A 26427-nucleotide genomic window follows, 5' to 3' on the forward strand; every position below is an offset into this window, starting at 1 on the left:
TGTCAGTAAGTAACTCATCACGCTAACTCACAAGGAGCATTCACATGACGGATGGTGCTGCCGTTCAAGTACGTGTGGAACAAAGTCAGGATATTCTGGATTCAGATCCTTTTGCAGGGCAGGACTTTTTCTGGGAGCAACACCGGTTTGCCAGGGATGGTTACCTTAAGATAAATCACTTGATCGACCCCGGTGTGCGTGATCGTATTTCGGAGGATGTAAGGTATCTGCTTGCTAATTTTTCAAAGCGTCGTGATTTTCTCATCGAGTCAACGGGTAATACTCCGCGCTACTTGAGCAATGTACCTCAGGAGAGCATCGAGGTTAACGGGCGTTATATTCCGCTGGCGTATAAGTCACGCTACCTCATGAGTCTTATTTCTCACATCGTTAAGGAAGAAATCATTCCCACACCGTGGAAGTGGGACAACTTTATCATCAATAGCCAGCATAAGTCCGGTGACACCCATGGCTGGCACTGGGGCGACTACCCCTACACGATCATCTGGATCGTCGAGGCGCCTGCGCTTGAGGCCGGTGGGCTGCTGGAATGCGTACCGCATACCCACTGGGACAAGCAGAACCCGCGCGTCGAAAACCTGTTGGTCGAGAACAAGGTCGACTCCTACTTCCACATGACCGGCGATGTCTATCTGCTCAAGGCGGATACCACACTGCATCGGGTTAAACCCCTGACGCAGGATGTCACCCGGATTATTCTGAATACGACCTGGGAGCGGGCAAGGGACAAGGATCGACAAGTCGAACATGAAACGTTCGTTTTCCGTGATTGATCCCCGAGGAATTACGCATGGCCAAGGTCAAGTATTCACATACTAACCTGATCGCCACCGACTGGAAGAAAATTGCCAAGTTCTACATAGATGTATTTGGCTGTGTTCCAGTCGGCCCTGTCCGCCGGCTTTCAGGTCAACCAGTAGCAGACGGAACCGGCCTGCTCGATCCGGAAATAGAAGGTGTTCATCTTCAGTTGCCCGGTCATCCAGAGGGCGGTCCGACGCTGGAGGTTTTTCAATATAGTCGTGTTCGTGAAGCGCCGGAGAAGTTTGCCAATTCGCGTGGGTTCACGCATATCGCATTCGAAGTATCTGACCTGGACGAAGTTTGCGACAAGGTCATTCGTTCCGGTGGCTGGCTGCTCGGAAAGTTGACGCGCCAGCCTGTCGAGGGGGTAGGTGTCTGTACGTTTGTGTATGTACGAGACCCTGACCGGAACATTATCGAGGTCCAAGGATGGGAGGCCGCATGAAGCGCAGACTTGCTCAGTTCGACCTGGTGAAGCCCAGATTTCCCAAGGGTGACACCCGGATGGAAGGGTTCTATGCATCGACCGGCTACGTCAATTGGCTGGCAGAGCAGCATCCGGGTTTTATCTGGCGTGAAACCCAGGAGAACCAACCGTTGCTCGACCGGCTATGGGGCGAAGGCTACCTCTATACGCTTTCGCTCTGGCGAGACGTCCGATCACTCAAGGACTTTCTCTACAACACCCCGCACAAAACATTCATGAAACGCGGATCGGAATGGTTCGAACCCATCTCGCGGCCTCGAGTGGTGCTGTGGTGGGTACCTGAAGGCCATATCCCGGATTTGCACGAGGCGCACACCCGGCTCACACGGCTCTATGACGTCGGACCGTCACATGACGCGTTCGACCTGCGCTCCAGTGAACTCCCAACCGTCCTGTATTGAGGAGGGACAGATGACTCAATTGGCACGTGATACGCAACAGCAACTGGCCGACTATTACCGTTGTTTTCTGGGTGATCCGGCACAGCTCGTCAATGCGCAGAAGTCGGTCAGGCTGTCCCGCAACCTGGTGGAGTGTCTGGAGGATCAATGGAATACGGCCGAGGAGCGCCTGGTTGACTTGCGCGAGTTACCGAGCACCCGGGAGGCCTTCCTGCCCTGGTACCTGATGTGCGAGAAGAAGATAAACGAAGATATCCGCTTCTTCGTGGACTTCATGCGGCACCATGCCAGTGTCGAGCAGGTGGCCTACTACATCTGCATGGAGGAAATGGTCGATGGCTCGTTCGATGACCTGATGGCGGTTGCGCAATTGGGCATGCCGATCCACTGCAAGATGGTCGCAGGCGAGAACTACTGGGATGAAATGGGCAATGGTGATTTCGCTGGCGTGCATACCACGATGTTCCGCACGTCCTCCAGCTACATGCGCGATCTGCTGGGCGAGGCCGGCATCAGTGTGGAGGTTCCCCCGCTCGAGTGCCTGATGAATGGCAACATCCTGCTGATGTGGGCAGTGCGACGCGAGTACAACATGCGCCTGATCGGCGCCATGGGGCTGGTGGAGGGTTCGGCGCCGGTACGCTTCGGCGCGACAACGGCGGCAATGGAGCGTCTGGGCCTGCCCAGGGACGTGATTGCCTACCACAAGGCCCACATCAGCATCGATACACGGCATAGCGCCGCTTGGTACGAAACGGTCCTGCAGCATTAGGCTGGTGGTGAGGATGTGGTGCGAGAGCTCTCGTTGGGCGTGATGATCCGCTACAACGTCGCGCTGCGCTATTACCACTACATGTATCAGGCCATGCGGAGTCTGCAATGAACACACGAGCGCAAACGGTAGTGGTCATCGATCCGATCAGTTCCGGGCGGCGATACGGTGAGGACATTCGTCGCAAGGGCTATCACGCGCTGGCGCTGGTAACCCGGGAGCGCTTCCCCGGGCGGTTGCAGAAGCTGCATGGGGTGGATGGCTTCGATGAGGTGTTGCACGCCGAGGGGCTGGAGCAAGCCAAGGTGAAACTGGCAGGAAGGACGGTGCTGGCGGTCATTCCCGGTTCTGACTCGGCATTGCGCATCGCCGATCGGTTGGCGGCCCATCTTGGCGTGGCGGGAAATCCGGTGGCAACGCACCTGGCCCGGATGAACAAGTTGGAAATGAAGAATCGGCTGAAGGATGAGGGCGTTCCTTCCATGCCGGCCTTTCGATTGTCCATGGACGAGCTCGCCCAGGGACACGACCCTGGCATTGCTTTCCCCGTCGTGGTCAAGCCCAGCCAAGGCACGGGGGCGAGGCATGTGAAGATCTGCCAGTCCAGAAGCGATATGTATAAGGCGCTGGCCGCCATCGAGAGCAATGAAGAGCCCTGTGCCCAGGAGGAAAAGCATGCGCTGGTGGAAGCTTATGTGGAAGGTCCTGAGTTCTTTATTGTCACGGCGAACCTCGGGGCGGCGCGAGGCCGGCAGATTCTCTGTTTCGCCGAGTACGAAAAAATCCGCGTCGGCGACCACCCTAGCGTCTATCGCAACATTCGATCCATTTCGCCCGTAGGTGACAAGGCTCGTCAGGCGTTTGCCTATATCTCTCGGGTCAACTCGGCCATCGAGGCCGATATCGGCATCAACGACATCGAGTTCAAGATCAATGCCGATGGACATTTCATCATCGAGCAGAATGGCCGGTTGCCGGGGGCGAATGTACCCACCCTGATAGAGCTGTGCACGGGGCTCAATTGCTATGACCTGAACATCGATATCTACCTTGGTAATGCGCCGCAGGCGTTACCTGTTCCGCACTACGACAAACACTTCTGTATTTGCTGCCTGATCTGCGAAGCGGGCGGCACGGTCACGGGGATCGAAGGTGTGGAGCAAGTCGAGGGGCTCGAGTCGTTCCATGAGCTTGGTTTTCTTGTCAGCGAGGGCGAGGTGATCGAGGGGACACGGGATTTCCTGTCGACCTGGGGGTTCGTCTACCTCATCCACCAGGATCCCGCAGTTCTGCGCAGGCATGCCGAGATCGTCCATGAGCGCCTGAGGCTGGTGCTCGCGTAAGTGGTGGGTGCCCGCTCATGGGCACCCGTCGGCAGGAATTCGGGTAAGGGAGAGCCCATGAACTGGATAATGCTGGTGTGTTTGATATTGCTCGCATGTACGATCTGTGGACAGCTTGCGACAGTGATTGGCCAGAGCCGGGTGATCGGGGAGATCACCGCAGGTATCCTGCTGGGGCCCACAGTGCTTGGTGCCTGGTTTCCGCAGGCCTCGACTCAGTTGTTCGCGCCTGAGTCGATGCATGTCGTCAGGTCGTTGAGCGAACTGGGGCTGATTATCCTGATGGTCGAGGTGCCATGGCACGCCGCTGGCATCGGGTCCAAGGGGGGAGGGCAGCGAGTGCCCGCTTTGATCGCTACCCTGGGGATCGTGCTGTCGTTTTCCCTGGGTTGCATCGTCGGAGCCTGGTCCAAGGCATCGCTTGCACCAATGCAACCCTATTGGCCTTACGTGATCTTCTGTGGGGTTGCCTTGTCCGTGACAGCCCTGCCGGTGTTGGTGCGGATTATCCAGGAGCATGCGGGTATCGATGGGCGAGCCGGGCAACTGGCCCTGTCGGCGGCGGTCTACACCGATGTGTTTGCATGGTTAGCACTTGCGTTGGTGCTGACGCTACAGTTGAGCGGCACCACCGGCGTGGTCGATAGCCTGCTCAGGGTCGCCGGATTGTCGGTTTATGCCGCGCTGACGTTCCTGCTGCTCCGACCCTGGCTGAGAAAGTGGGCCAGTTACGCCGTCCTGGGTGAGCGGTCCAAGGTGGCGCTTGCCTTGCTCTATTGCCTGTTTTCAGCGCAAGTTACCGCAATACTTGGGTTCCATGAGGCAGTCGGTGCGGTAATGGCGGCCTATGTCTTTCACGACCTGCTCTCGATGGAGCAGGCCTGGCGCCGGTGGGTCGGCAGATTTGGCCATCTGTTTCTCACGCCAATCTTCTTTGCCAGTTCCGGTATCCAGGTTTCGCTCGGGGCCTTCAGTGACCCCACTCTATGGTTGTGGTTGCTGCTGTTCCTCGTGGGGGGGACTGTCGGCAAAGTTCTGGGTTCTTATGTCGGGGCGAGGATGTCGGGGCTGACACCAAATGTTTCATTGGAACTCGGTGTGTTGATGAATACCAAGGGGCTTGTGGAATTAGTAGTACTTGGTGTAGGGCTGCAGGCTGGAGTGTTGTCCGAAAGTTCCTATGGTGTTCTCCTGATGCTTGCGCTTGTTTCAATGGCTTTAACTAATCCGTTGATTTCATTATTAAATCGCCGGGTCCGTAAGAGTGATACTGGCTACAGTACGTCGCCTCATACGGGTGTTTGATTTTTGTGTTAATCCCGATTACCGTCTGGAGATTAAATAGATCAGTCAAGAATAAGGAACAATGTTGTGGACGTGTTCATGGGGTTGCTGGCCGCTGCGTTCTGGGGGGCTACGGATTTTCTGGTCGGTGTGAACGCACGAGCGGTAGGGGTCAAGCGGGCGGTCTTTTTCGGGCAACTGCTGGGGCTTTTGTTAATGATAATTATTATTGTCATTTCGGCCGGTCAGTGGGAGAAGTTCCTGTCGGCTCCCGGACGCGCGGTGGTACTGGGTATTGTGGCTTCACTATGTACCGTGATCGGGGCATTGGCGCTTTCAAAAGCGTTTGCGGTTGGCAAGACCGCTGTCGTGGCGCCATTGGTCACCTCCTATGGCGTTTTTACAACGCTGCTGGCCTGGCTCGGCGGGGACACACTGTCAGTCTGGCAGGTGAGTGGTATCTTCGTCTGCTTCTTCGGTGTACTTCTGGCCAGTCGCAGTGACCATGGCGGCGATTTCGAGCGCAAGGCAAAGGGCACTGTATCGATAGGATATGCGTTGCTGGCGGCCATGCTTTACGGCGTCAGCTTCTGGATTCAAGGCAAGTTCGCCTTGCCGGCGCTGGGACCGGTGAACATGCTGGCGCTAGGTTATGCCGTCGGGGTGGCCTTCTTGATTCCGGAAGCCTTCAGGTTGCTGCGCGATCATGCCACGATCCGTTTGAAGACATTGGGTTCACTGTGTGGCGCAAGCCTGTTCAACCTGGGAGGGTTCTCGGCTTTTTCCTGGGGGGCACTCAACGGTTCGGTTTCAGTCGTTACTGTCATCAGTACATTGTCGGGTGGTATCGCGGCCATCCTCGGATACTTCTTTTATCGCGAGCGGTTATCGGTCATTCAAGTAGGCGGTGTGTGTCTGGTGTTGTTGGGGGCTGTGCTTTTGCATCTTTATGGATGATGTTGTCGAAAAGTTGCAAACGTTTGCGGTGAATTTTTTGGGTCCTTTGGTTCTTTGGTCCTTGGGTCATGGGCGGAGGCTTTCGTTTATTGGCCTGTAGATATGAGTGGTCATAATAATGGAATATCGAGGCTGCCTTCCAAAAAGTCATGTTGATATGTTGCCTTGCATGGCGGCTTTTGCAGTGGTCGTCGAGACCGGAAGTTTTGTAGATGCATCGGTCAGGCTGGGGTTAACTGCCTCAGCGGTCAGCAAACAAGTGTCAAAGCTTGAAAATGCCTTGTCATTGCGTTTGCTTGAGCGCAGCACCCGGCAATTGAGAGTGAATGCCGAAGGCGCCCAGATCTACTCACACTGCAAAGAGTTGCTGGAGTCTTCGGCCAATGTGTTTCGCCTCAAGGACCGCTTTCTCGAAGCACCGCAAGGGCTTATTCGCATTGCGGTGCCACGTTCGCTGTACGCGGCGTGTAACCAGTTGGTTCCGGAGTTTTTGTACCGCTACCCCGGCGTCAATGTACAGCTCATTTCCAATGAGGGAGCACTGGACTTTATTGCCGAGAGTATCGATATTGGGATTCAGATAACGGACAGTCCTCCCCTGGGTTTGGTAGCGCGCAAGTTGTTCCCCGTCGATTTCATTGTCTGTGCCGCCGAGAGTTACCTGGAAAAGTTCGGGCGACCTGAGCATCCCTCGGTGTTGGCGGAACACAGTTGCATCCCTTTTTCCGCGGCCACCGAAATCCAGAACTGGAAGTTCATTTCAACGCATGGAATGTGCGAGGTCAGTGTTTCGGGGCGCTACTTCGCGGACAGTCCGGAGGCGGTCCTCAATGCCACGATCTCGGGCCTGGGGATTTCCTGCCTGCCGGCCGGGCTGGCGGCTGAAGCAATTTCCGCCAATACCCTGGTGGAGTTGTTGCCCGGGTGGAGATACGCGGGGGCGATGCAAGGGATGGCCTGGGTGCTCTATCAGCCCGGCCGGCATGTGTCGCAGAAGGTCAAGGTGATGGTCGACTACCTGGTGAGTGCATTGCGCCGGTCAGGGCAGATGACCTGATGCAATGGCTGGCTTCGTGCGGCACCGGACCATGGGAAAAAGGAACATACGATGGCTACGCAGGTTGCCGATTACTATTGCGAGACCTGTTGGTACACCTATGACCCGACGGTAGGTGATCCGGAGCATGGCATCGCGCCGGGGACTGCATTTGAAGATATTCCACATGACTGGCTTTGCCCTGACTGCGGGCTGGGCAAGGAAGCGTTTGTACCTCGTGTCGAATCGCTCGATGCATGATCTGGGTCATCGCACTTCCCAGATTCTTGACTAGGCTTAACAGTTGGCGGTCTCTACCCACCGCCACCGTGAAGTCCCTGAGGCGCCGGCCAAGTCCCGTGCGCCCGAGAACCTGATCAGGAGTGCACGATGGACCTCAACCGTCGGCAATTCTTCAAGGTCGCCGCCGTCGGCCTTGGAGGCTCGAGCCTCGCGGCGTTGGGCATGGCCCCGACACCGGCATTCGCCGAGCAGATACGCCACTTCAAGCTGGCGCATACCAAGGAAACCCGTAACACCTGCCCCTACTGCTCGGTCGGCTGCGGCCTGATCATGTACAGCCAGGGTGACGCGGGCAAGAACGTCAAACAGAACATCATCCATATCGAGGGCGACGCGGACCATCCGGTCAACCGCGGCACCCTATGCCCGAAAGGCGCGGGCCTGCTGGACTTTATCCACAGCCCGAGCCGCCTGCAGTACCCCGAGGTGCGCAAGCCGGGCAGCAACGAGTGGACCCGCATCGAGTGGGACGAAGCCCTCGACCGCATCGCCGACCTGATGAAACAGGACCGCGACGCCAACTTCATCGAGAAGAATGCCCAGGGCCAGACGGTCAACCGCTGGCTCACCACCGGATTTCTCGCCGCGTCCGCCGCTTCCAGCGAAGCGGGCTACCTGACGCACAAGGTGATCCGTGCGACCGGCATGCTGGGGTTCGATAACCAGGCGCGTGTCTGACACGGCCCGACGGTGGCAAGTCTTGCCCCGACGTATGGCCGTGGCGCGATGACCAATCACTGGTCCGATATCGCCAACGCAAACCTGGTCCTGGTGATGGGCGGCAACGCCGCTGAAGCGCACCCGTGCGGCTTCAAGTGGGTGACCGAAGCCAAGGCGCACAACAAGGCGCGGCTGATCGTGGTCGACCCGCGGTTCACCCGTACCGCCTCGGTGGCCGATTACTACGCGCCGATCCGTACCGGCAGCGACATCGCCTTCATGGGCGGGCTGATCAACTACCTGCTGAGCAACGACAAGATCCAGCACGAGTACGTGCGCAATTACACCGATGTGTCGTTCATCGTCAAAGAGAGCTATGGCTTCGAGGACGGGCTGTTCAGCGGCTACGACGCGGCCAAGCGCGTGTATGCCGACAAGTCCGGCTGGGGCTATGAGCTGGGCGAGGACGGCTTCGCCAAGGTCGATCCGACCCTGCAGCACCCGCGTTGCGTCTATCAGCTGATGAAGCAGCACTACAGCCGCTACACGCCGGAACTGGCGAGCATGACCTGTGGCATGCCCCAGGACCAGATGATGAAAGTCTGGGAAGAGATCGCCACCTGTTCGGTGCCGGGCAAGACCATGACGATCCTCTATGCCCTGGGCTGGACCCAGCACTCGATCGGCGCGCAGATCATCCGCAGCGCGGCGATGGTGCAGTTGCTGCTGGGCAACGTCGGCATGCCCGGCGGCGGGGTCAACGCCCTGCGCGGGCACTCCAACATCCAGGGCCTGACCGACCTGGGCCTGCTGTCGAACTCGCTGCCGGGCTACCTCACGCTGGCCGGCGACGCCGAGCAGGACTACGCCAGCTACATCGACAAGCGTGCCTCCAAACCGCTGCGCCCCGGGCAGCTGTCGTATTGGCAGAACTACGGCAAGTTCCACGTCAGCCTGATGAAGGCCTGGTACGGCGCCAATGCCACGGCGGAGAACAACTGGGGCTATGACTGGCTGCCCAAGCTCGACGTGCCGGCCTACGACGTGCTGCGCATGTTCGAGATGATGGGCCAGGGCAAGGTCAACGGCTACATGTGCCAGGGCTTCAACCCGATCGCCGCGTTGCCGGACAAGAACCGCGTCACCGCCGCGCTGGCCAAGCTCAAGTGGTTGGTGATCATGGACCCGCTGGCTACCGAAACGTCCGAGTTCTGGCGCAACGCCGGCCCGTTCAACGACGTCGACACGGCCAACATCCAGACCGAGGTGATCCGCCTGCCCACCACCTGCTTCGCCGAAGAGGACGGTTCGCTGGTCAACAGCAGCCGCTGGCTGCAGTGGCACTGGAAGGGCGCCGATGGCCCGGGCCAGACCCGTACCGACGTGCACATCATGAGCGAGCTGTTCCTGCGCCTGCGCCAGCGCTATCAGGCCGAGGGCGGCGCCTATCCGGACCCACTGCTCAACATCAGCTGGCCGTACAAGGTCCCTGAGGAGCCATCCCCCGAAGAGCTGGCCAAGGAGATGAACGGCTGGGCGGTCAGTGATCTCACCGATGCCAGCGGCGCGATGCTCAAGGCTGGGCAACAGCTCGCCGGCTTCGCGCAGTTGAAGGATGACGGCAGCACCGCGTCGGGCTGCTGGATCTTCGCCGGCAGCTGGACCGAGCAGGGCAACCAGATGGCCCGTCGTGACAACAGCGATCCCTATGGCATGCACCAGGTGCAGAACTGGGCCTGGGCCTGGCCGGCCAACCGCCGCATCCTCTACAACCGCGCCTCCAGCGACCCGCAAGGCAAGCCATGGGACCCGGAGAAGAAGCGCCTGGTGTGGTGGAACGGCAAGGCCTGGACCGGCACCGACGTGCCCGACTTCAAGGTCGACTCGCCGCCGGAAGCGGGGATGAATCCGTTCATCATGAACCCCGAGGGTGTGGCGCGCTTCTTCGCCATCGACAAGATGGCCGAGGGCCCGTTCCCCGAGCATTACGAACCTTTCGAGACACCGATCGGCATCAACCCGCTGCACCCGCAGAACAAGAAGGCCACCAGCAACCCGGCCGGGCGGATCTTCGATTCGGTGTGGGACACCTTGGGTACCCACGACGAGTTCCCGCACGCCGCGACCACCTACCGGCTGACCGAGCACTTCCACTTCTGGAGCAAGCATTGCCGGCTCAACGCCATCGCCCAGCCCGAGCAGTTCGTCGAGATCGGCGAGGTGCTGGCGAACGAGAAGGGCATCAAGGCCGGTGACCGGGTAAGGGTATCGAGCAAGCGCGGGCACATTGATGCGGTGGCGGTGGTGACCAAGCGGATCCGTCCGCTGCAGGTCAACAACCAGACCGTGCACCAGATCGGCATCCCGCTGCACTGGGGCTTCACCGGCGCCACGCGGCACGGTTACCTGACCAACACCCTGGTGCCGTTCCTCGGGGATGGCAACACGCAGACGCCGGAGTCCAAGTCGTTCCTCGTCAAAGTGGAGAAACTCTGATGGCCAGCCAAGACATCATTGCCCGCTCGGCCACCACCACCGTGCCGCCCTCGGTACGCCAGCAGCAGGAAGTCGCCAAGCTGATCGACACCACCAAGTGCATCGGCTGCAAGGCCTGCCAGGTGGCGTGTTCGGAGTGGAACGAACTGCGTGACGAGGTTGGCCACAACCATGGCACCTACGACAACCCCCAGGACCTCAGTGCCGAAACCTGGACCCTGATGCGCTTCACCGAGCACGAGCGCGACGACGGCAACCTGGAGTGGCTGATCCGCAAGGATGGCTGCATGCACTGCGCCGATCCGGGTTGTCTGAAAGCGTGCCCGAGCCCGGGCGCGATCATCAAGCATGCCAACGGTATCGTCGACTTCAACCAGGACCACTGCATCGGTTGCGGCTACTGCATCACCGGCTGCCCGTTCAACATCCCGCGCATTTCGCAGAAGGATCACAAGGCGTACAAGTGCACCCTATGTTCCGACCGCGTGAGCGTGGGCCTGGAGCCGGCCTGCGTGAAGACCTGCCCGACCGGGGCGATCGTCTTCGGCAGCAAGGAGGAGATGAAGGTGCATGCCGATGAGCGCATCGTCGACCTGAAGTCGCGGGGCTACGACAACGCCGGGTTGTACGACCCGGACGGTGTCGGCGGCACCCACGTGATGTACGTGCTGCACCATGCCGACACGCCGCGGATCTACGCCGGTCTGCCGGACCAACCGGTGATCAGCCCGCTGGTCGGGCTGTGGAAGGGCTTCAGCAAGCCGCTGGCGCTGCTGGCCATGGGCGCGGCGGTGCTGGCCGGGTTCTTCCACTACGTACGTGTCGGCCCGCAGCGGGTCGAGGAAGACGAGCATCCGGCACCTGTGGATAACGATGTCCACCAGGTGGACCCGGCGGTGCATGTCTATGATCCGAACCGCCCGGGCGGGCAGGGGGAGCAGCGGCCATGAACGACAACAAGCCTATCCTGCGCTACAACGCCAACGAGCGGAGCAATCACTGGATCGTCGCGATCCTGTTCGTGCTGGCCGGCCTGTCGGGGCTGGCGCTGTTCCACCCGGCGCTGTTCTGGCTCAGCCACCTGTTCGGCGGCGGGCCGTGGACACGGATCCTCCACCCGTTCATCGGCGTGGCCATGTTCGTGTTCTTCCTTGGCCTGGTGCTGCGCTTCTGGCGCGCCAACTTCATCACCGCCAACGACCGCCTGTGGTTGCGCCGCATCGACCGGGTGATGCTCAACAAGGAGGAGGGCGTGCCGCCGATCGGCAAGTACAACGCCGGGCAGAAGCTGCTGTTCTGGACCTTGCTGGCGTGCATGCTGGTGCTGCTGGTCAGCGGCGTGGTGATCTGGCGAGCCTGGTTCAGCCATTACTTTGATATCGGTGCTATCCGACTGGCGACCTTGCTGCATGCCCTGGCGGCGTTCGTGCTGATCCTGAGCATCATCGTGCACATCTACGCCGGGATCTGGATCAAGGGCTCGATCGGCGCGATGCTGCATGGCTGGGTCAGCCGCGCCTGGGCGCGCAAGCACCATGAACTGTGGTACCGGGAAGTCACCGGCGACAAGACGCCGCACAATCACGGTAGAAAAGAAGGATGAGCGTTTGAGCACGATTCTCGAACCCGGGCAGATCGAAGCGTCGGCGGTAATGCCGCCGTTCCTGCATCTGCCGCCCGCCAATCTGTTCGCAGTGCGGGCCGCGCGCCTGGAGCATCTGGCCGAGGGCAATGCCCTTGGCGAGTATCTGCATCTGGTCGCGCGCCTGTGCCGGATCCAGCAGCAGCTTGTGGATAACCCGCCCGGTGGCTTGCCGGTAGCCGAGGAGCGTCAGCGCCTGTGCATAAGTCATGGCCTGCCACCCCTGGCAGCGGACGGCCTGGTGCGCGAAGGGCAGTGGCTGGTGTGGCTGCAAGCGCTGCTCGATCACTTCGAACCGGCGCCCGAAGGGCCACTGGCAGCGGCGCTGGGCAGCCTGCGCGAGAGCGGTGACGAACAGCGCAAGGGCTGGGCCATCGCGCTGCTCGGTGGCCAGTACGACGCCGTACCGGCGGCCTTGGTGCCCTTCCTGGGCGCGGCGTTGCAGGCCGCCTGGTCGAGTTGGTTGCTGACGCTGCCAGAGCCTGAGCTCAAGCCCGCTGGCAGCCTGGCCCAGTGCCCGGCCTGCGGCTCGCCGGCCATGGCCGGTGTGGTGCGCAATCGCGGCAAGCACAACGGCCTGCGCTACCTGGCCTGTTCGCTGTGTGCCTGCGAATGGCATGTGGTGCGGGTCAAGTGCGTGTACTGCGAGTCGAGCAAGGGCCTGCGCTACAGCAGCCTCGAGGATGACCGCCATGCGCCGGGCAAGGCACCGCTGCGCGCCGAGTGCTGTCCGGGGTGCCAGGGTTACCTGAAGCAGAGCTACCTGGAGAACGACGCGGCGGCCGAGCCGTTGGCCGATGACCTGGCGAGCCTGGCGCTGGATATGCGGCTGGACGACGAGGGCTTTCATCGGCTGGCGCCGAACCTTATGTTGGCACCGGGTGGTGGGTGAGTGTCTACACTTCGCTATCGAGTTGCCCCCATCGCCGGCAAGCCGGCTCCCACAGGTACAGCGCAAGCCTCGAGTCTGGCGCTGGAGCTGTGGGAGCTGGCTTGCCAGCGATAGGGCCCGAACAGACAACGGATCAGTCACAGGTAGTACCGCATGTCTCCAAGCCCCGCCAGCGACACCCCACGCTTGCCCTCCATCGACACCCTGCTGCGCCATCCGGCCTGCCAGCCGCTGCTCGACCGTCATGGCCGCGACGCTACTCTGGCCACCCTGCGCCAGCTCCTCGACGACCTGCGCGAACCAGCTCGCCTGGGTCAGCTTGGCGCCGTGGAACTGAGCGCCGACGTTCTGCTCGGGCGCACGGGCGAGCGCCTGGCCATCCAGCAGCGCAGCCAGGTGCGCCGGGTCTTCAACCTCACCGGTACGGTGCTGCACACCAACCTCGGCCGCGCCCTGCTGCCGGAGGAGGCGGTGGAGGCGATGCAGGTCGCCGCCCGCTATCCGCTGAACCTGGAGTTCGACCTGGCCACCGGCAAGCGGGGTGACCGCGACGACCTGATCGAAGGCCTGATCCGCGAGCTGACCGGCGCCGAAGCCGTCACCGTGGTCAACAACAATGCCGCCGCCGTGCTGCTGGCGCTCAACAGCCTGGGCGCACGCAAGGAGGGCATCATCTCCCGCGGCGAGCTGATCGAGATCGGCGGTGCGTTCCGCATCCCCGACATCATGGCCCGCGCCGGGGTGAAGCTGCACGAGATCGGCACCACCAACCGCACCCACGCCCGCGACTACGAAGGCGCGATCAACCCGCGCACAGGGCTGCTGATGCGCGTGCATTGCAGCAACTACAGCATCCAGGGCTTCACCACCCAGGTACCCACCGCCGAGCTGGCGCGCATCGCCCACGATCATCAGTTGCCGCTGCTCGAAGACCTGGGCAGCGGCAGCCTGCTCGACCTGACCCGCTGGGGCCTGCCGGCCGAGCCGACGGTGCGCCAGGCGCTGGCCGACGGCGCCGACATCGTCACCTTCAGCGGCGACAAGCTGTTGGGCGGCCCGCAGGCGGGGATCATCGTCGGGCGCAAGGAACTGATCGCGAAGATCAAGAAGAACCCGCTCAAGCGTGCCCTGCGGGTCGACAAGATCACCCTTGCCGCGCTGGAGGCGGTGCTGCAGCTCTATCGCAACCCCGATCGCCTGGCCGAACGCCTGCCCGGCCTGCGCCTGCTGACCCGTGCGCAAGCCGAGATCGCCGCCCAGGCCGAGCGCCTGGCGCCCGAGTTGGCTGCTCGTCTCGGCGCGCAATGGGTGGTGAGCGTCGAGCCGGCCCTGGGCATGATCGGCAGCGGCAGCCAGCCGGTGGCGCGGCTGCCCAGCGCGGCGCTGTGCTTGCGCCCGCAGGTGTCGAAGAAACTGCGCGGGCGTAGCTTGCATGTACTGGAGCGCGCGTTGCGCGACCTGCCGGTGCCGGTGCTCGGGCGTATCGACGACGATGCCCTGTGGCTTGACTTGCGCCAGCTGGACGACGAGGCCCAGTGGCTGGCGCAACTGCCGGCGTTGCAACTGGGGGCGGTGCAGTGATTGTCGGGACTGCCGGCCACATCGACCATGGCAAGACCGCGCTGCTCCAGGCCCTGACCGGCCAGGCCGGCGACACCCGCCGGGAGGAGCGCGACCGGGGCATGACCATCGACCTCGGCTATCGCTACGCGGCGCTGGCGCAAGGGGCGCCGCTGACAGGCTTCATCGATGTGCCGGGCCACGAGCGGTTTATCCACAACATGCTGGCCGGTGCCCATGGCATCGACCTGGTACTGCTGGTGGTGGCCGCCGACGATGGGGTGATGCCGCAGACCCGTGAGCACCTCTCGATTATCGAGTTGCTGGGCATTCCCCAGGCGCTGGTGGTGATCAGCAAGTGCGACCGGGTCGAGCCGTCGCGGTTGAGTGAAGTCCGGGCCCAGGTCATCGAACTGCTCGCGCCCGGCCCCTACGCCGGGGCCAGGCAGTTTGCGGTTTCGAGCCTGTCCGGCGAGGGCATCGACGCCCTGCGCGAGGCTTTGCTGGCGGCTGAAGCGCATGTTCGCCAGCGCAGCGTGCGTGGCGGTTTGCGTCTGGCGGTAGACCGAGCTTTCGCGGTTTCCGGAGCGGGAGTCGTGGTCACCGGCACGGCGCTGGCCGGGCAGGTCAGCGTCGGCGATACCTTGCTGCTCGGCAAGGCCGGCAAAGCGGTGCGGGTGCGTGGCCTGCATGCCCAGAACCAGGCAGCCCTGGTCGCCGCAGCCGGGCAGCGGGTGGCCTTGAACATCAGCGCGGAAAAGCTCTCGGCCGAGCAGGTGCATCGTGGCGACTGGCTTATGCCGGAGTGGCTGCATGCGCCCAGCGTGCGGGTCGATATCGACTTCACCCTGCTGCCGGGTGAAACCCGCGCCTTCGAGCATTTCAGCGCAGTGCACGTGCACCTGGGCACCCAGGATGTCACCGCCCGGGTTGCCTTGCTCGAAGGTGAGCGGCTCGCGGCCGGCCAGCGCATGTTCGCCCAGTTGCTGCTCAATGCCCCGCTGCAGGCGGTGCATGGGGATCGCCTGGTGCTGCGTGACCAACGCGCCCAGCGCACGCTGGGTGGTGGGCGTGTGCTCGACCCGTTCGCCCCGAGCCGGCAACGGCGCAGCGAAGCGCGCTTGCGTCAGTTGCAGGTGCTGCGCGACGCCGACAATCTCGAGCAAGCGTTGTCGGCCCTGCTCGAGGCGGCCCCCGGCGGTCTCGAACCCCGGCGTCTGGAGCGCCAGTTCAACCGCTTGCGCGAGACCTGGCAGTTGCCGGATTCGGTGCTAGTGATTGCCACCCGTCAAGGTCAGCTGTTGTTCGATCACTTACAGTGGCAGGCACTCAAGCGACAGGTGCTGGAGCGTCTGGCGCAGTTCCATGCGCAAGAGCCCGACCAGCTTGGCCCGGACCGGGACCGCTTGCGCCGCTTTACCGCCTTGCCATTGGAGCGCCCAGCGTTTGTCAGCTTGCTCGATGAGCTGCTGGGCGCAGGTGCGATCAGCAGCAGCGGCCCCTGGTTGCACCTGCCGGACCACCGGGTCCAGTTGAGCGACGCGGACAGCGCATTGTGGGAGCGTCTGTTGCCGCGCTTGTTGGCAGGTGAGTTCGACCCGCCCTGGGTACGGACCCTGGCCGGCGAGGAGGGTTGCGAAGAGGCTGATGTCCGGCTGTTGTTGCGCAAGCTGGCCCGGTTGGGCCTGGTGCATCAGGTGGTGCGTGACCTGTTCTACCCGGAGGCGACGCTCAGGCGCATGGCGGAGCTGCTGTTGCGCCAGGCTGCGACTTCGCCGATAGTGCAGGTCGCGGCGTTTCGCGATGGTTTGGCCATCGGCCGCAAGCGCAGTGTGCAGATACTCGAGTACTTCGACCGCATCGGCCTGACTCGACGGGTCGGTGACCTGCGGCAGGTTCGTGCCGACAGCGCCCTGGCCCAACCGCAACACGGGCCCTGATTTCAAGGAAGGCAATCGCGCCCGGTGGCGCGGCCGGGCTTCAAACCCGGTTGGGGACGGCAGCCGTTCCCGGGCAGGTTCGACTCCCGCTGCCTTCCGCCACTTTTCCAGATGCTGAAACGATCGCGGGGCAAGCCCGCTCCCACGGATTTGTGGGAGCGGGCTTGCCCCGCGATGGCGAACGGAAGATCTGCGAATCAGGCGCGCTCGCCGCACAGGTCCAGCGCGAACCAGTGCTCCGCCGCCTGTACATCCAGCCCCGAGCCCAGCAACGCAAACAGCTTGCCCAGCGCCGCCTCGCGGGTCATGCCGCCGCCACTGACCAGCCCGGTGTCGCGCAGGCGGCTGCCGGCGGCGTAGGTGTCGAACACCACCGAGCCTTCCGGGCATTGGCTGATGGCAACGATCATCACGCCGCCCTGGCGAGCGTCATGCAGTGCGTCGAGCAGCGCCTGGTCATCCGACGGGCCGGTGCCGCTGCCGTAGCACTCCAGCACCAGGCCCTGGATGCCGCTGTCGAACAGGCCGCGCAGGTGTTCGGCCGCAAGGCCCGGGAACACCGGCATGACCGCCAACTTGACCGGCTGGCGTGGCTGGCGGTAGTCCAGGCGGGTCGGCAGTTGCGGGGCACGCTCGCCATCACGATGGCGCGGCAGCACGGTGAAGGCGTCGAAGGCTTCGCTGCGCAGTTTCGAGGCGCGGCAGCCGTGCAGCAACTGGCCATGGAAATACAGCTGCACGCCGTCTTCCAGGCCGTTTTCGAACAGATTGAGCGCGCCGACCAGGTTGGCCCAGGCATCGCTGTCCGGGGCGCCGGCCGGCAGCATGGAACCGGTCAGCAGGACCGGCACCGGCAGGCCCAGCAGCAGGAACGACAGGGCTGCGGCGCTGTACGCCAGGGTGTCGGTGCCGTGCAGCACCAGCACGCCGTCGTGGCCGTCGCGCTCGACCGCCTCGACGATGGCATCGCGCATCGCCAGCCAGTTGGCCTGTTGCATGTTGGCGCTGTCGATCAGCGGGTTCAGTTCACGCAGCGCCCATTGCACCTTTGGCGCATCGCCGCAGGCGGCAAAGTGTTCGCGCATGCGCGCTTCGAAGCCACCGGCCGGCGCGAGGCCTTCGGCGGTCTGCAGCATGCCGATGGTGCCGCCGGTGTAGAGGACGAGGAGATTCTTGACTGCACGCATGGGAGTATTCCGTAGCGATGTAGCGAAGGAAAGAGACAACCGCCCCGGGCGGGGCGGTTGTGGCAGGGCAGGGTATCAGTGCTGCGCTGGCGCCGGGGCGGCGGCTTTGTCAGCGGCTGTTTCAGCCTGCGGGTTGGCCGGCCAGGCGGCGCGGTCCAGGTCCAGGTCGGCGAACTTGCTGGAGTCGAACACCGGCTGCTTGATGCCCGCCTTGCGTTGTGCGTCGTAGTCGCGCATCACGCGCAGGCCGACCTTGAACAGCATGGCCAGGGCGATCAGGTTGACGAAGGCCAGGCAGGTCATGGTGATGTCGGCGAAGGCGAACACGGTCGACAGGTCCTGGGTCGAACCCCACACTACCAGCGCCAGCACCAGGCCACGGAAGGTCATCAGCACGGCACGGTTGCGGCTGAGGAACTGCAGGCTGTTCTCGCCCAGGTAGTAGTTGTAGAGGATGCAGGTGAAGACGAACAGCGACAGCGCGACGCTGACGAAGATGCGGCCCCAGTCACCGACCACGGCGGCCAGCGAGTTCTGGGTCAGGACGATGCCGTCACCTTCGAAGCCCGGGGTGTAGAAGCCCGACAGCAGGATCAGCAGCGCGGTGCAGGTGCAGATCACGAAGGTGTCGAGGAACACGCTGAAGGCCTGGACCACGCCCTGGGCGCCCGGGTGCTTCACGGCGGCCACGGCGGCCACGTTCGGCGCGCTGCCCAGGCCCGCTTCGTTGGCGAACACGCCACGCTTCACGCCCATGACGATGGCGCTGCCGAGCAGGCCGCCGAACGCCGGGTCGAGGCCGAAGGCGCTCTTGAAGATGGTTTCCAGCATGGCTGGTACGTGCTCGATCTGGGTGCCGATCACGTACAGGGTCACGCCGATGTAGGCCAGGGTCTTGACCGGTACCAGCAGGTCGGACACAGCGGCGATGCGCTTGATGCCGCCGATGAAGGTGATGGCCAGCAGCACGGCGAGGACGATGCCGGTCTGCTTGGGATCGAAGGCGAAGGCGTTCTGCAGCGAGTGGGTCACGGTGTACGACTGCAGGCCGATGAAGGCGAAGCCGTAGGTGACCAGCAGCAGGATCGAGAACACGATGGCCATGCTTTTCAGCTTCAGGCCGTGCTGGATGTAGTACGCCGGGCCGCCGCGGTACAGGCCGTCGCCGTCGGCGCGCTTGTAGACCTGGGCCAGGGTGCATTCGAAGAAGCTGCTGGACATGCCCACCAGTGCGGTGACCCACATCCAGAACACGGCGCCTGGGCCGCCGAGGGTCACGGCGATACCGACACCGGCGATGTTACCGGCGCCGACGCGGCCGGCGAGGCTCAGCATCAGGGCCTGGAACGAGCTCAGTTGGCCTGCCTGGCCGCGAAGGGATTCCTTGAAGACGCCGAACATGTGGCCGAAGTGACGGAACTGGACGAACCGCGAGCGGATGGTGAAGTAACCGCCGAGTCCGACGATCAGCACGATGAGGAGTTTCCCCGAAAGGAAATCGTTGAGTGCTTCGAGCATTGGAAAATGACCTCGATTCTTATTCTTCGCATGGAAAGACCAGCGGACGGCAGGCGCACCGCTATTCATTGGGGGCGCATGGTTGGCCATGACAACTATGGTTACAATTTCGCGGGTTGCTCCATTTTGGTGCGAGTTGATGCTAGAATGGCGTCACTCGCATCACCTGGACCCGCGTATCATGGGCGATCATTTCGCTATCAACCTCAAATTGGCCTGCAGCCACTACCGCTCTATCTCCGAGGTTTGCCGGCAGCTGTCGATCAACCGGGCGCAGTTCAACAAGTACCTGAGCGGCCAGAGCCGCCCGACGGCCTACAACCTCAAGCGCATCGGCGACTTCTTCGGCGTGGAGGACTACGAGCTGGGCCTGCCGCCCGAGCAGTTCGCCCGCCTGATCGGCGTACGCAACCAGCAGCAGCCTGTCGGCCCCCAGGACGACCCCATCAGCGAGCTGTTCAAGCCCCTGCATAAAGAAGCCGGCAACCTCTCGCGTTATTGCGGTTACTACTTCGAATATTCCAACTGCATGTCGGTGCCCGGTTCGATCCTGGTGTCGCTGGTGCACCTGTGGGAGGAGCGCGGCAGTTTCCTGTTCGAGCGCCAGGAACGCCAGGAGCGCAGCAGCGGCCTCGACCGGCATGCCGAGGTGCGCTGCCGCTACCTGGGCGCGGCGTTCCAGCTGCAGGACCGGATGTTCCTGATCGACTACGAGTCGCTGACCCTCAACGAGATGAGCCAGACCGTGCTCATCCCCAGCTTCAAGAGCCGTATCAGCCGCCTGAACGGCCTCAAGACCGGGGTTTCCAGCGGTGACCGGCGCAACCCGGCCTGCACCCGCGTGGTGTGGGAATACCTCGGCGAGGAGATCAACCGCATCAACGCCTTCCGGCAGATCAAGCTGTACCGCCCGGACGATCCGCGCATCGACGACGATATCCGCGACCGCCTAAGTGCGGGGATGATCAGCAACGGGTTGTTCGAGATCGAGTAGCCACCATCACGACCTGCTGGAGATTGCCCAGCCCTTCGACAGCGTCACCAGCGTGGGAGCGGGCTTGCCCCGCGATAGCGTCGGCACGACCAACGAGGGTCGCCCGATCAGACGCGATCGCGGGGCAAGCCCGCTCCCACGCAAGGACAGCAGCGCTCCACCGAATTCAATCGAGAATGAACGCCGCCACCGCGTCGGCCACCTGATCCGCCACCTGTGGCCGGTCACGCAGGTGCGCGGCGATGCCGTGGTCGCAGTCGGTGAGCATCAGGCATTCCACATGGGGCGCCGGCACCGAACGCAGCAAGGCGTGGGTGACCTCCTCGGGGATCGGGCTGTAGCGTTCGACACCCGCCAGGCGCCGGGTGCCGGCCGAGGTGCCGGGGCCCTGGCCGTGCACCTTGGAGTTGAGCCCGTCATATTCGCCGATCACCAGCAGCACCCGGCCCTGGAACTGACGTAGGAAGGCATAGCTGTCGCAGTCGAGGAACGCATAAGGCTTGCGGATCGCTTCGCTGAAGGCCGGCCCGAAGGGCGCGCAATGGGCTGCATCGGGGTAGACCGCCGGGCAGATCAGCACCAGCTTGCGCACGTTGGGGCGTTGGGCGGCCAGCTTGAGGGCGATGGCGGCGCCCAGGCTGTGGCCGACCAGGGTGTCGCTGCGCGCATCCAGATGCTGGTGGAAGCGCAGGGCTTCCTGCAGGTTGCTGGCCAACGACGCGTCCTTTGCACCCGGCTCGCTGGCCAGGCTGTGGCCGGAGAGGTTGCCGGTCAGCGAACCGATCCCCTGCTGTTGCAGGCGATAGAGCAAAGGGTTCAGGCGGGTGAAATCGGAGCGGGCGCCGCCGACCACGAAGACCGTGGGGGCGCACTCATGTACCGGGAGCAGCAGGCGGGCCTGTTGCCGATAACCGTCGAAAGCCTCGTCGATGAAGCGTTCCGGGCCGGGAGCGGGTTCGTCGTATTGCCACCTGGCGCGCAGCGCGGTGTTCGACTCGGCATCCATGTTGATCTCCTTGAACAGGCCATGCGCAGTATAAGTAGCTGTCGGCAAAGGCGGAACACCCGTCCGATCGGCGCCAATCGGCACGCGGTGCGCGCCAGGCCTTGCCTGGGTTGGACTTCCCCTGTCGGAAACAGCAAAATGAACCCTTTCCTCCATCGACCAGACCGGACCTGTTGACTCTATGCGTATGCGCCTGATGCTGTTGGGTGGTGGCAATGCCCTCGGGCAAGCGCTGATTCGTCTCGGGGCCGAGGAAGATATCGCTTTCCTGGCGCCTCGCCCTCCGGAAAACGGCTGGGATCCGGCCAGCCTGACCCTGCTGCTCGACGAGCAGCGCCCGCACACCGTGATCAACCTGGCCTACTACTTTGACTGGTTCCAGGCCGAGTCGGTCAGCGAGCAACGCCTGGCTCAGCAGGAGCGGGCGGTGGAGCGGCTCGCCGAGTTGTGCCAGCACCACGAGATGATCCTGGTGCAGCCGTCCAGCTACCGGGTGTTCGATGGCTCGCGCGCCACCGCCTACAGCGAGAAGGACGAACCGGTGCCGCTCGGCCTGCGTGGCCAGGCGCTGTGGCGCATCGAGCAGAGCGTGCGCGCCACCTGCCCGCAGCATGTGCTGCTGCGTTTCGGCTGGCTGCTGGATGAAAGCCTCGATGGCGCGCTCGGGCGTTTCCTGACCCGTGCCGAGCAGCCCCAGGAGTTACTGCTGGCCGATGACCGCCGCGGCAACCCGACACCGGTGGACGACGCGGCACGGGTGATCCTCTCGGTGCTCAAGCAGCTCGATTGCCAGGCGCCGCTGTGGGGGACCTACCACTACGCCGGCAACGAGGCTACCACGCCGCTGGTGCTCGGCCAGGCGATCCTTACCGAGGCCACCCAGTGGCGCAAGCTGGCCGTGCAGGCGCCCACCGCCCAGGCCCACGCCGCCCGCCCGGATGCCAGCGAGGAGCCGCAACACGCGGTACTGGCCTGCAAGAAGATCCTTCATACCTTCGGCATCAAGCCACGCGCCTGGCGCGCCGGCTTGCCGCCCCTACTGGACCGATTCTACCGACATGGCTGACGCCCCCATCCTGATCACCGGCGGTGCCGGCTTCATTGGCTCGCACCTGTGCGACGCGTTGCTGGAGAAAGGCTACGCGGTGCGTATCCTCGACGACCTGTCGACCGGCAAGCGCGACAACCTGCAACTTGGCCACCCGCGCCTGGAACTGCTCGAGGGCGATGTCGCCGATGCCGCGCTAGTGGCCCGTACCGCCAGTGGTTGCCAGGCAGTGGTGCACCTGGCCGCGGTGGCCTCGGTGCAAGCTTCGGTGGAAGACCCGGTGAAGACCCACCAGAGCAACTTCATCGGCACGCTGAACGTGTGCGAGGCGATGCGCCTGAACGGCATCCGCCGCGTGCTGTTCGCTTCCAGCGCGGCGGTGTACGGCAATAACGGCGAAGGCCAGTCGATTGCCGAAGACACCCCCAAGGCGCCGCTGACCCCCTATGCGGTGGACAAGCTGGCCAGCGAGCAGTACCTGGACTTCTACCGCCGCCAGCATGGCCTGGAGCCGGTGGTGTTCCGCTTCTTCAACATCTTCGGGCCACGCCAGGACCCTTCCTCGCCGTATTCAGGCGTGATCAGCATCTTCTGCGAGCGCGCCACCAGTGGCAAACCGATCACGGTGTTCGGTGATGGCGAGCAGACCCGCGACTTCCTGTTTGTCGGTGACCTGGTCCAGGTAATGGTGCAGGCGCTTGAGCAGCAGGCGGTGGAAGAGGGTGCGGTGAACATCGGCCTGAACCAGGCGACCTCGCTGAACCAGTTGCTCAAGGCGCTGGAACAGGTGGTGGGCGGTTTGCCTGCAATCAGCTACGGCCAGGCACGGTCGGGGGACATCCGCCATTCGCGGGCGGACAACTCGCGTTTGCTGGCACGTTTCGCATTTCCCGAGCCAACGCCGTTTGTCGAAGGCCTGGCCCGCTTGCTCGGCAAAGCTTGAGCCTCTCGCGGGGCTTGCCCCGCGATGACGTCACGATTGCCGGATCACCCGCCGCCGGCAATCCTCCGGCCCCAGCACCCGCCCGTCCCGCGCCCGCACCTGCAATGTCTCCAGCCCCTGGCCGCGATCGTCGACCAGCTGCGAGCGTGACTCTCCCGCCGTGAACAGGTAGCGCTCCCCCCATTGGCGCAAGCCGATCACGATCGGAAACACCGAACGGCCCTTTTCCGTCAGCGCATATTCCTTGTAGGCACTGCCATCGGACGCAGGCTGCTGTGCCAGCAGCCCGGCCTCCACCAGCAGTTTCAGGCGCGAAGCGAGGATGTTCTTCGCCAGCCCGAGGTTTTTCTGCAATTCGCTGAAGCGGCACGGGCCATCGAAGGCATCGCGCAGGATCATCAGCGCCCAGCGCTCGCCGAGCACCTCCAGGGCGCGGGCCACTGGGCATTGCTGGTTGTTCTCGTCGAGCATGAGGCGTTCCTTGAGTGTGATCTGGTTGCAGAATAAAACCATGTTTGCTAGAAATCCAGTTTCATGGTTTTAAATTGAAACCAGACTTGGAGAGATTGCTGATGCCACCGCTCACTCGCGGATTGACGCTGTTGTTGGCTACCGCCTGCGCCCTGGCCGTGGCCACGGTGTACCTCGCCCAGCCGCTGTTGGAGGCCATGGCCGCGAGCCTCGGCGTAAGCGCTGCGCGCGCCGGCCTGGTGGTGGGCATGACCCAGGCCGGCTATGCCTTGGGTCTGTTGCTGATTGTGCCGCTGGGCGACCTGGTTGATCGTCGCCGGCTGATTGTCGGCCAGTTGCTGGCATCGGCCGGCGCGCTGTTGGCCGTGGCGTTTGCCGTGGACTGGGCCATGCTGCTGGCGGCGATGGCCATGGTCGGCCTGGCTGCGGTGGTGGTGCAGGTGATGGTCGCGCATGCCGCCACACTGGCCACGCCAGCTCAGCAGGGGCAGGCGGTGGGGACTGTCACCAGTGGCGTGGTGCTGGGGATCCTGTCAGCGCGCTTGGTCTCGGGTGCACTGGCTGACCTGCTGGGCTGGCACGGCGTATACGTCGTGGCGGCGGGGCTGGCGTTGGCCATGGCGTTGTTGCTGGCCTGGCGCTTGCCTGCTGTCAAGCCGCAGGGGCCGAGGCAGCGCTATCGGGTACTGTTGGTTTCAGTGCTGCGCTTGTACCGGCATGACCGTCTGCTACGTCAGCGCGGTGTGTTTGCGGTGCTGATCTTCGCGGCGTTCAGCGTGCTGTGGAGCACGATGGTGTTGCCCCTGAGCGCCGCGCCCCTGGCTCTGGACTATACACAGGTCGGGCTGTTCGGCCTGGCCGGCGTGGCTGGCGCGCTGGCGGCGTCGCGTGCCGGGCGCCTGGCGGATCAAGGGCATGGCCGGCGGGTGAGCGGATGGGCGCTCGGGCTGTTGACGCTGTCATGGCTGCCCAGCGCCTACCTGGAGCAGTCATTGCTGGCGCTGTTGATTGGGGTGCTGATGCTGGACCTGGCCGTGCAGGCCGTGCATGTGACCAACCAGAGCCTGTTGCTGGCGGGGCGCGGCGAGATGGCCAGCCGGCTGATCGGTGCCTACATGTGCTGTTATTCGATCGGTAGCGGGGTGGGTGCGGTCTTGGCGACCTGGGTGTATGGGCAGTGGGGCTGGGTGGCGGTGTGCGGGTTGGGGGCGGGGATAAGCGCTGTTGCGTGGGGCTATTGGGGGTACCTGTGGTGGGGCGAGACGGCGCGGGGCAAGCCCGCTCCAGAAGGAACGGGCTTGCCTGCGGATCAGAACTTGTAGCCGATGCCGACCATGTAGACCCATGGATCGACGTCCACGTCGACCTTGGTCTTGCCGACGCCCAGGGCGCTCGGGCCATCAATGCTGGCCTTGGTGTCGATGTCGACGTACCAGACCGCGGCGTTGAGCAGCAGGTTGTCGGTGAGCATGTAGTCCATGCCCAGTTGGCCGGCGATGCCTACCGAGTCCTTCAGCTTCATGTTGCTGAAGCCCTGGGCCTTGCGGTTGCTGCTCAGGTCTTCATCGAAGAACATCGTGTAGTTGATGCCCACGCCAGCGTAGGGCTGGAATTTGGAGCTTGGCTCCATCGGGTAGTACTGCAGCGACAGGGTCGGAGGCAGTTGCTTGATGTCGGCCAGCTTGCCATCCAGGCCTGGGCCGAGGCCCTTGACGCCGACTTTGTGCTGGAATGGCGTGGCGGCCAGCAGTTCCAGGCCGATGTGGTCGGTGAGCATGTAGGCGAAGGCCAGGCCCAGCTGGGTGTCGCTGTCCAGGGTCGCCTTGGTGCCCGAGACTTTGGCGCCATCGAGCTTGATGTCACCGCTGCTTTCGTTCGGCGCGGTGGTGATGGCGCCGGCGCGGAGGATGAAATCCCCCGCCTGGTGGGCGTGGGCAACAGGGGCTGCGAGCGCCAACGCGACGAGCGAGGCACTGAGCAAGGACTTGTTCATGGAAGCTCCCAGAGGACGTGAGTAATCGAGTAGTCCAATGGTACGAAGCTGACTAAACAGAAAGTTTGACCCAGCTCAACGAAGCCTCTTCAAACGGGCGTGCACAGTTCTCACTTCAGCTCATAAGCGTAGATTTTCTCGGCTTCCATCTGGTAGCCCGCATCGGCTAGCTCGCTGCTGGACGCCTTGACCTGCATCGTGCCTTCGATCCAGTAGGGTTGATAGAGGTCTTCGATACGTACGCCCATCTCGCTGAAGATGTGCACGATCTGGTTCGAGGGTGGCGGTGGCACGTGGATGCAGGCGCCGTAGTAGGGCACCAGGAGGAACTCGGTGGTGCGGCCTTCGTCGCTGACCTCCAGCGGCACGATGTAGCCGGGGATCTTCACGGGCTGGCCGTCCAAGGCCTTTACCACCGGTGCGTTGGGTGCCTGCTGGCGCGCGGCGGGGGCGGCCTCGGCAGCCAGCGCGTCGCTGATCTGCGACAGGTCGTGCAGCGGCGTCAGCTGCGGCGGGATGATCGGCGCGCCCTCGGGGATCAGCGCGGGCCAGTCCAGTTCACGAGGTTCGGCGGCACACACCGTGGATGCCAGCAAAACCACTGCCAGTAACAGGTAATGCCAAGCAGTGGGGGCCTGCCTGTTGTCCATGGACGTCGCGGTCATGAAG

At 63.2% G+C, this 26427-nt stretch carries 25 protein-coding genes and 1 tRNA gene; 20 read left to right on the forward strand and 6 right to left on the reverse strand.

The window, feature by feature from the left end; translation table 11 throughout:
• Positions 1 to 44: 44 nt before the first annotated feature.
• From ACZ9C1_RS21160 to ACZ9C1_RS21235, 16 genes are all read left to right on the forward strand, one after another.
• The gene (locus ACZ9C1_RS21160) at positions 45 to 794 is read left to right on the forward strand and encodes a HalD/BesD family halogenase (protein WP_139668121.1); all 750 of its coding nucleotides are present in this window, start codon (positions 45 to 47) and stop codon (positions 792 to 794) included.
• A 17-nt stretch (positions 795 to 811) separates the two neighbouring features.
• Positions 812 to 1270, forward strand: a complete 459-nt coding sequence (locus ACZ9C1_RS21165) for a VOC family protein (protein WP_139668123.1) — start codon at positions 812 to 814, stop codon at positions 1268 to 1270.
• On the forward strand, positions 1267 to 1713 hold the full coding sequence (locus ACZ9C1_RS21170) for a DUF3291 domain-containing protein (RefSeq protein ID WP_139668125.1): 447 nt from the start codon (positions 1267 to 1269) through the stop codon (positions 1711 to 1713). Before ACZ9C1_RS21165 ends, ACZ9C1_RS21170 begins: the two co-directional genes overlap by 4 nt.
• 10 nt (positions 1714 to 1723) lie before the next feature.
• Positions 1724 to 2485 carry an iron-containing redox enzyme family protein gene (locus ACZ9C1_RS21175; RefSeq protein WP_476254339.1) on the forward strand — a complete coding sequence of 254 codons (762 nt, stop codon included), beginning with the start codon at positions 1724 to 1726 and terminating at the stop codon, positions 2483 to 2485.
• A gap of 107 nt (positions 2486 to 2592) precedes the next feature.
• Positions 2593 to 3828, forward strand: a complete 1236-nt coding sequence (locus ACZ9C1_RS21180) for an ATP-grasp domain-containing protein (protein ID WP_476254340.1) — start codon at positions 2593 to 2595, stop codon at positions 3826 to 3828.
• A 57-nt stretch (positions 3829 to 3885) separates the two neighbouring features.
• Entirely contained in the window at positions 3886 to 5133 is a 1248-nt protein-coding gene (locus ACZ9C1_RS21185) for a cation:proton antiporter (protein WP_277502578.1), read from the forward strand.
• Positions 5134 to 5199: 66 nt separating this feature from the next.
• Positions 5200 to 6069 carry a DMT family transporter gene (locus ACZ9C1_RS21190; RefSeq protein WP_277502579.1) on the forward strand — a complete coding sequence of 290 codons (870 nt, stop codon included), beginning with the start codon at positions 5200 to 5202 and terminating at the stop codon, positions 6067 to 6069.
• A gap of 169 nt (positions 6070 to 6238) precedes the next feature.
• Positions 6239 to 7126 carry a LysR family transcriptional regulator gene (locus ACZ9C1_RS21195; protein ID WP_177485978.1) on the forward strand — a complete coding sequence of 296 codons (888 nt, stop codon included), beginning with the start codon at positions 6239 to 6241 and terminating at the stop codon, positions 7124 to 7126.
• 51 nt (positions 7127 to 7177) lie between these two features.
• Positions 7178 to 7366 (forward strand): rubredoxin, encoded by a 189-nt coding sequence (locus tag ACZ9C1_RS21200; protein ID WP_139668134.1) that lies wholly within the window; start codon positions 7178 to 7180, stop codon positions 7364 to 7366.
• A 129-nt stretch (positions 7367 to 7495) separates the two neighbouring features.
• Complete coding sequence (gene fdnG, locus ACZ9C1_RS21205) at positions 7496 to 10564, forward strand: formate dehydrogenase-N subunit alpha (protein ID WP_476254341.1); 3069 nt, start codon at positions 7496 to 7498, stop codon at positions 10562 to 10564.
• Entirely contained in the window at positions 10564 to 11514 is a 951-nt protein-coding gene (fdxH, locus tag ACZ9C1_RS21210; protein ID WP_038707246.1) for a formate dehydrogenase subunit beta, read from the forward strand. Before fdnG ends, fdxH begins: the two co-directional genes overlap by 1 nt.
• Positions 11511 to 12167 (forward strand): formate dehydrogenase subunit gamma, encoded by a 657-nt coding sequence (locus ACZ9C1_RS21215; protein ID WP_102684367.1) that lies wholly within the window; start codon positions 11511 to 11513, stop codon positions 12165 to 12167. The genes fdxH and ACZ9C1_RS21215 overlap by 4 nt, the downstream gene beginning before the upstream one ends.
• Positions 12168 to 12171: 4 nt before the next feature.
• Entirely contained in the window at positions 12172 to 13098 is a 927-nt protein-coding gene (gene fdhE / locus ACZ9C1_RS21220) for a formate dehydrogenase accessory protein FdhE (protein WP_476254342.1), read from the forward strand.
• Between the two features lie 153 nt (positions 13099 to 13251).
• Entirely contained in the window at positions 13252 to 14679 is a 1428-nt protein-coding gene (gene selA / locus ACZ9C1_RS21225; protein ID WP_457378604.1) for an L-seryl-tRNA(Sec) selenium transferase, read from the forward strand.
• Positions 14676 to 16598, forward strand: a complete 1923-nt coding sequence (gene selB, locus ACZ9C1_RS21230; RefSeq protein ID WP_476254343.1) for a selenocysteine-specific translation elongation factor — start codon at positions 14676 to 14678, stop codon at positions 16596 to 16598. Before selA ends, selB begins: the two co-directional genes overlap by 4 nt.
• 6 nt (positions 16599 to 16604) lie before the next feature.
• Positions 16605 to 16700: transfer RNA gene (locus tag ACZ9C1_RS21235), tRNA-Sec, on the forward strand.
• Between the two features lie 95 nt (positions 16701 to 16795).
• Here the strand turns inward: ACZ9C1_RS21235 and ACZ9C1_RS21240 are convergent.
• Positions 16796 to 17785, reverse strand: coding sequence for an asparaginase (locus ACZ9C1_RS21240; protein WP_476254344.1), 990 nt, complete (start codon positions 17783 to 17785; stop codon positions 16796 to 16798).
• 75 nt (positions 17786 to 17860) lie between these two features.
• Positions 17861 to 19303, reverse strand: coding sequence for an alanine/glycine:cation symporter family protein (locus tag ACZ9C1_RS21245; protein ID WP_023632679.1), 1443 nt, complete (start codon positions 19301 to 19303; stop codon positions 17861 to 17863).
• A gap of 181 nt (positions 19304 to 19484) precedes the next feature.
• Here ACZ9C1_RS21245 and ACZ9C1_RS21250 point away from each other — a divergent pair, with 181 nt between their 5' ends.
• The gene (locus tag ACZ9C1_RS21250; protein ID WP_476254587.1) at positions 19485 to 20297 is read left to right on the forward strand and encodes a helix-turn-helix domain-containing protein; all 813 of its coding nucleotides are present in this window, start codon (positions 19485 to 19487) and stop codon (positions 20295 to 20297) included.
• A 166-nt stretch (positions 20298 to 20463) separates the two neighbouring features.
• Here the strand turns inward: ACZ9C1_RS21250 and ACZ9C1_RS21255 are convergent, their stop codons facing one another.
• The gene (locus tag ACZ9C1_RS21255; protein ID WP_277502585.1) at positions 20464 to 21303 is read right to left on the reverse strand and encodes an alpha/beta hydrolase; all 840 of its coding nucleotides are present in this window, start codon (positions 21301 to 21303) and stop codon (positions 20464 to 20466) included.
• A 181-nt stretch (positions 21304 to 21484) separates the two neighbouring features.
• Here ACZ9C1_RS21255 and ACZ9C1_RS21260 point away from each other — a divergent pair, with 181 nt between their 5' ends.
• Together ACZ9C1_RS21260 and ACZ9C1_RS21265 are read left to right on the forward strand one after the other, a co-directional pair.
• Positions 21485 to 22369, forward strand: a complete 885-nt coding sequence (locus tag ACZ9C1_RS21260; protein WP_038707252.1) for a sugar nucleotide-binding protein — start codon at positions 21485 to 21487, stop codon at positions 22367 to 22369.
• Positions 22362 to 23294: an NAD-dependent epimerase/dehydratase family protein gene (locus ACZ9C1_RS21265; protein ID WP_277502587.1), complete on the forward strand. Its 933-nt coding sequence runs from the start codon at positions 22362 to 22364 to the stop codon at positions 23292 to 23294. The genes ACZ9C1_RS21260 and ACZ9C1_RS21265 overlap by 8 nt, the downstream gene beginning before the upstream one ends.
• 30 nt (positions 23295 to 23324) lie before the next feature.
• Here ACZ9C1_RS21265 and ACZ9C1_RS21270 read toward each other — a convergent pair whose 3' ends face one another.
• Positions 23325 to 23765: a winged helix-turn-helix transcriptional regulator gene (locus tag ACZ9C1_RS21270; RefSeq protein WP_102684374.1), complete on the reverse strand. Its 441-nt coding sequence runs from the start codon at positions 23763 to 23765 to the stop codon at positions 23325 to 23327.
• A 98-nt stretch (positions 23766 to 23863) separates the two neighbouring features.
• On the opposite strand from ACZ9C1_RS21270, the gene ACZ9C1_RS21275 reads away from it, so the two are divergent.
• On the forward strand, positions 23864 to 25087 hold the full coding sequence (locus ACZ9C1_RS21275) for an MFS transporter (RefSeq protein WP_277505533.1): 1224 nt from the start codon (positions 23864 to 23866) through the stop codon (positions 25085 to 25087).
• On the opposite strand, the gene ACZ9C1_RS21280 is transcribed toward ACZ9C1_RS21275, so the two are convergent.
• Together ACZ9C1_RS21280 and ACZ9C1_RS21285 are read right to left on the reverse strand one after the other, a co-directional pair.
• Positions 25075 to 25758, reverse strand: coding sequence for an OmpW/AlkL family protein (locus tag ACZ9C1_RS21280; RefSeq protein ID WP_046857328.1), 684 nt, complete (start codon positions 25756 to 25758; stop codon positions 25075 to 25077). The two genes, ACZ9C1_RS21275 and ACZ9C1_RS21280, sit on opposite strands and share 13 nt — an antisense overlap.
• Positions 25759 to 25868: 110 nt before the next feature.
• Entirely contained in the window at positions 25869 to 26423 is a 555-nt protein-coding gene (locus tag ACZ9C1_RS21285) for a DUF3299 domain-containing protein (protein ID WP_371918107.1), read from the reverse strand.
• Positions 26424 to 26427 lie beyond the last annotated feature (4 nt).

This window comes from Pseudomonas sp. TE21435, assembly GCF_056279265.1.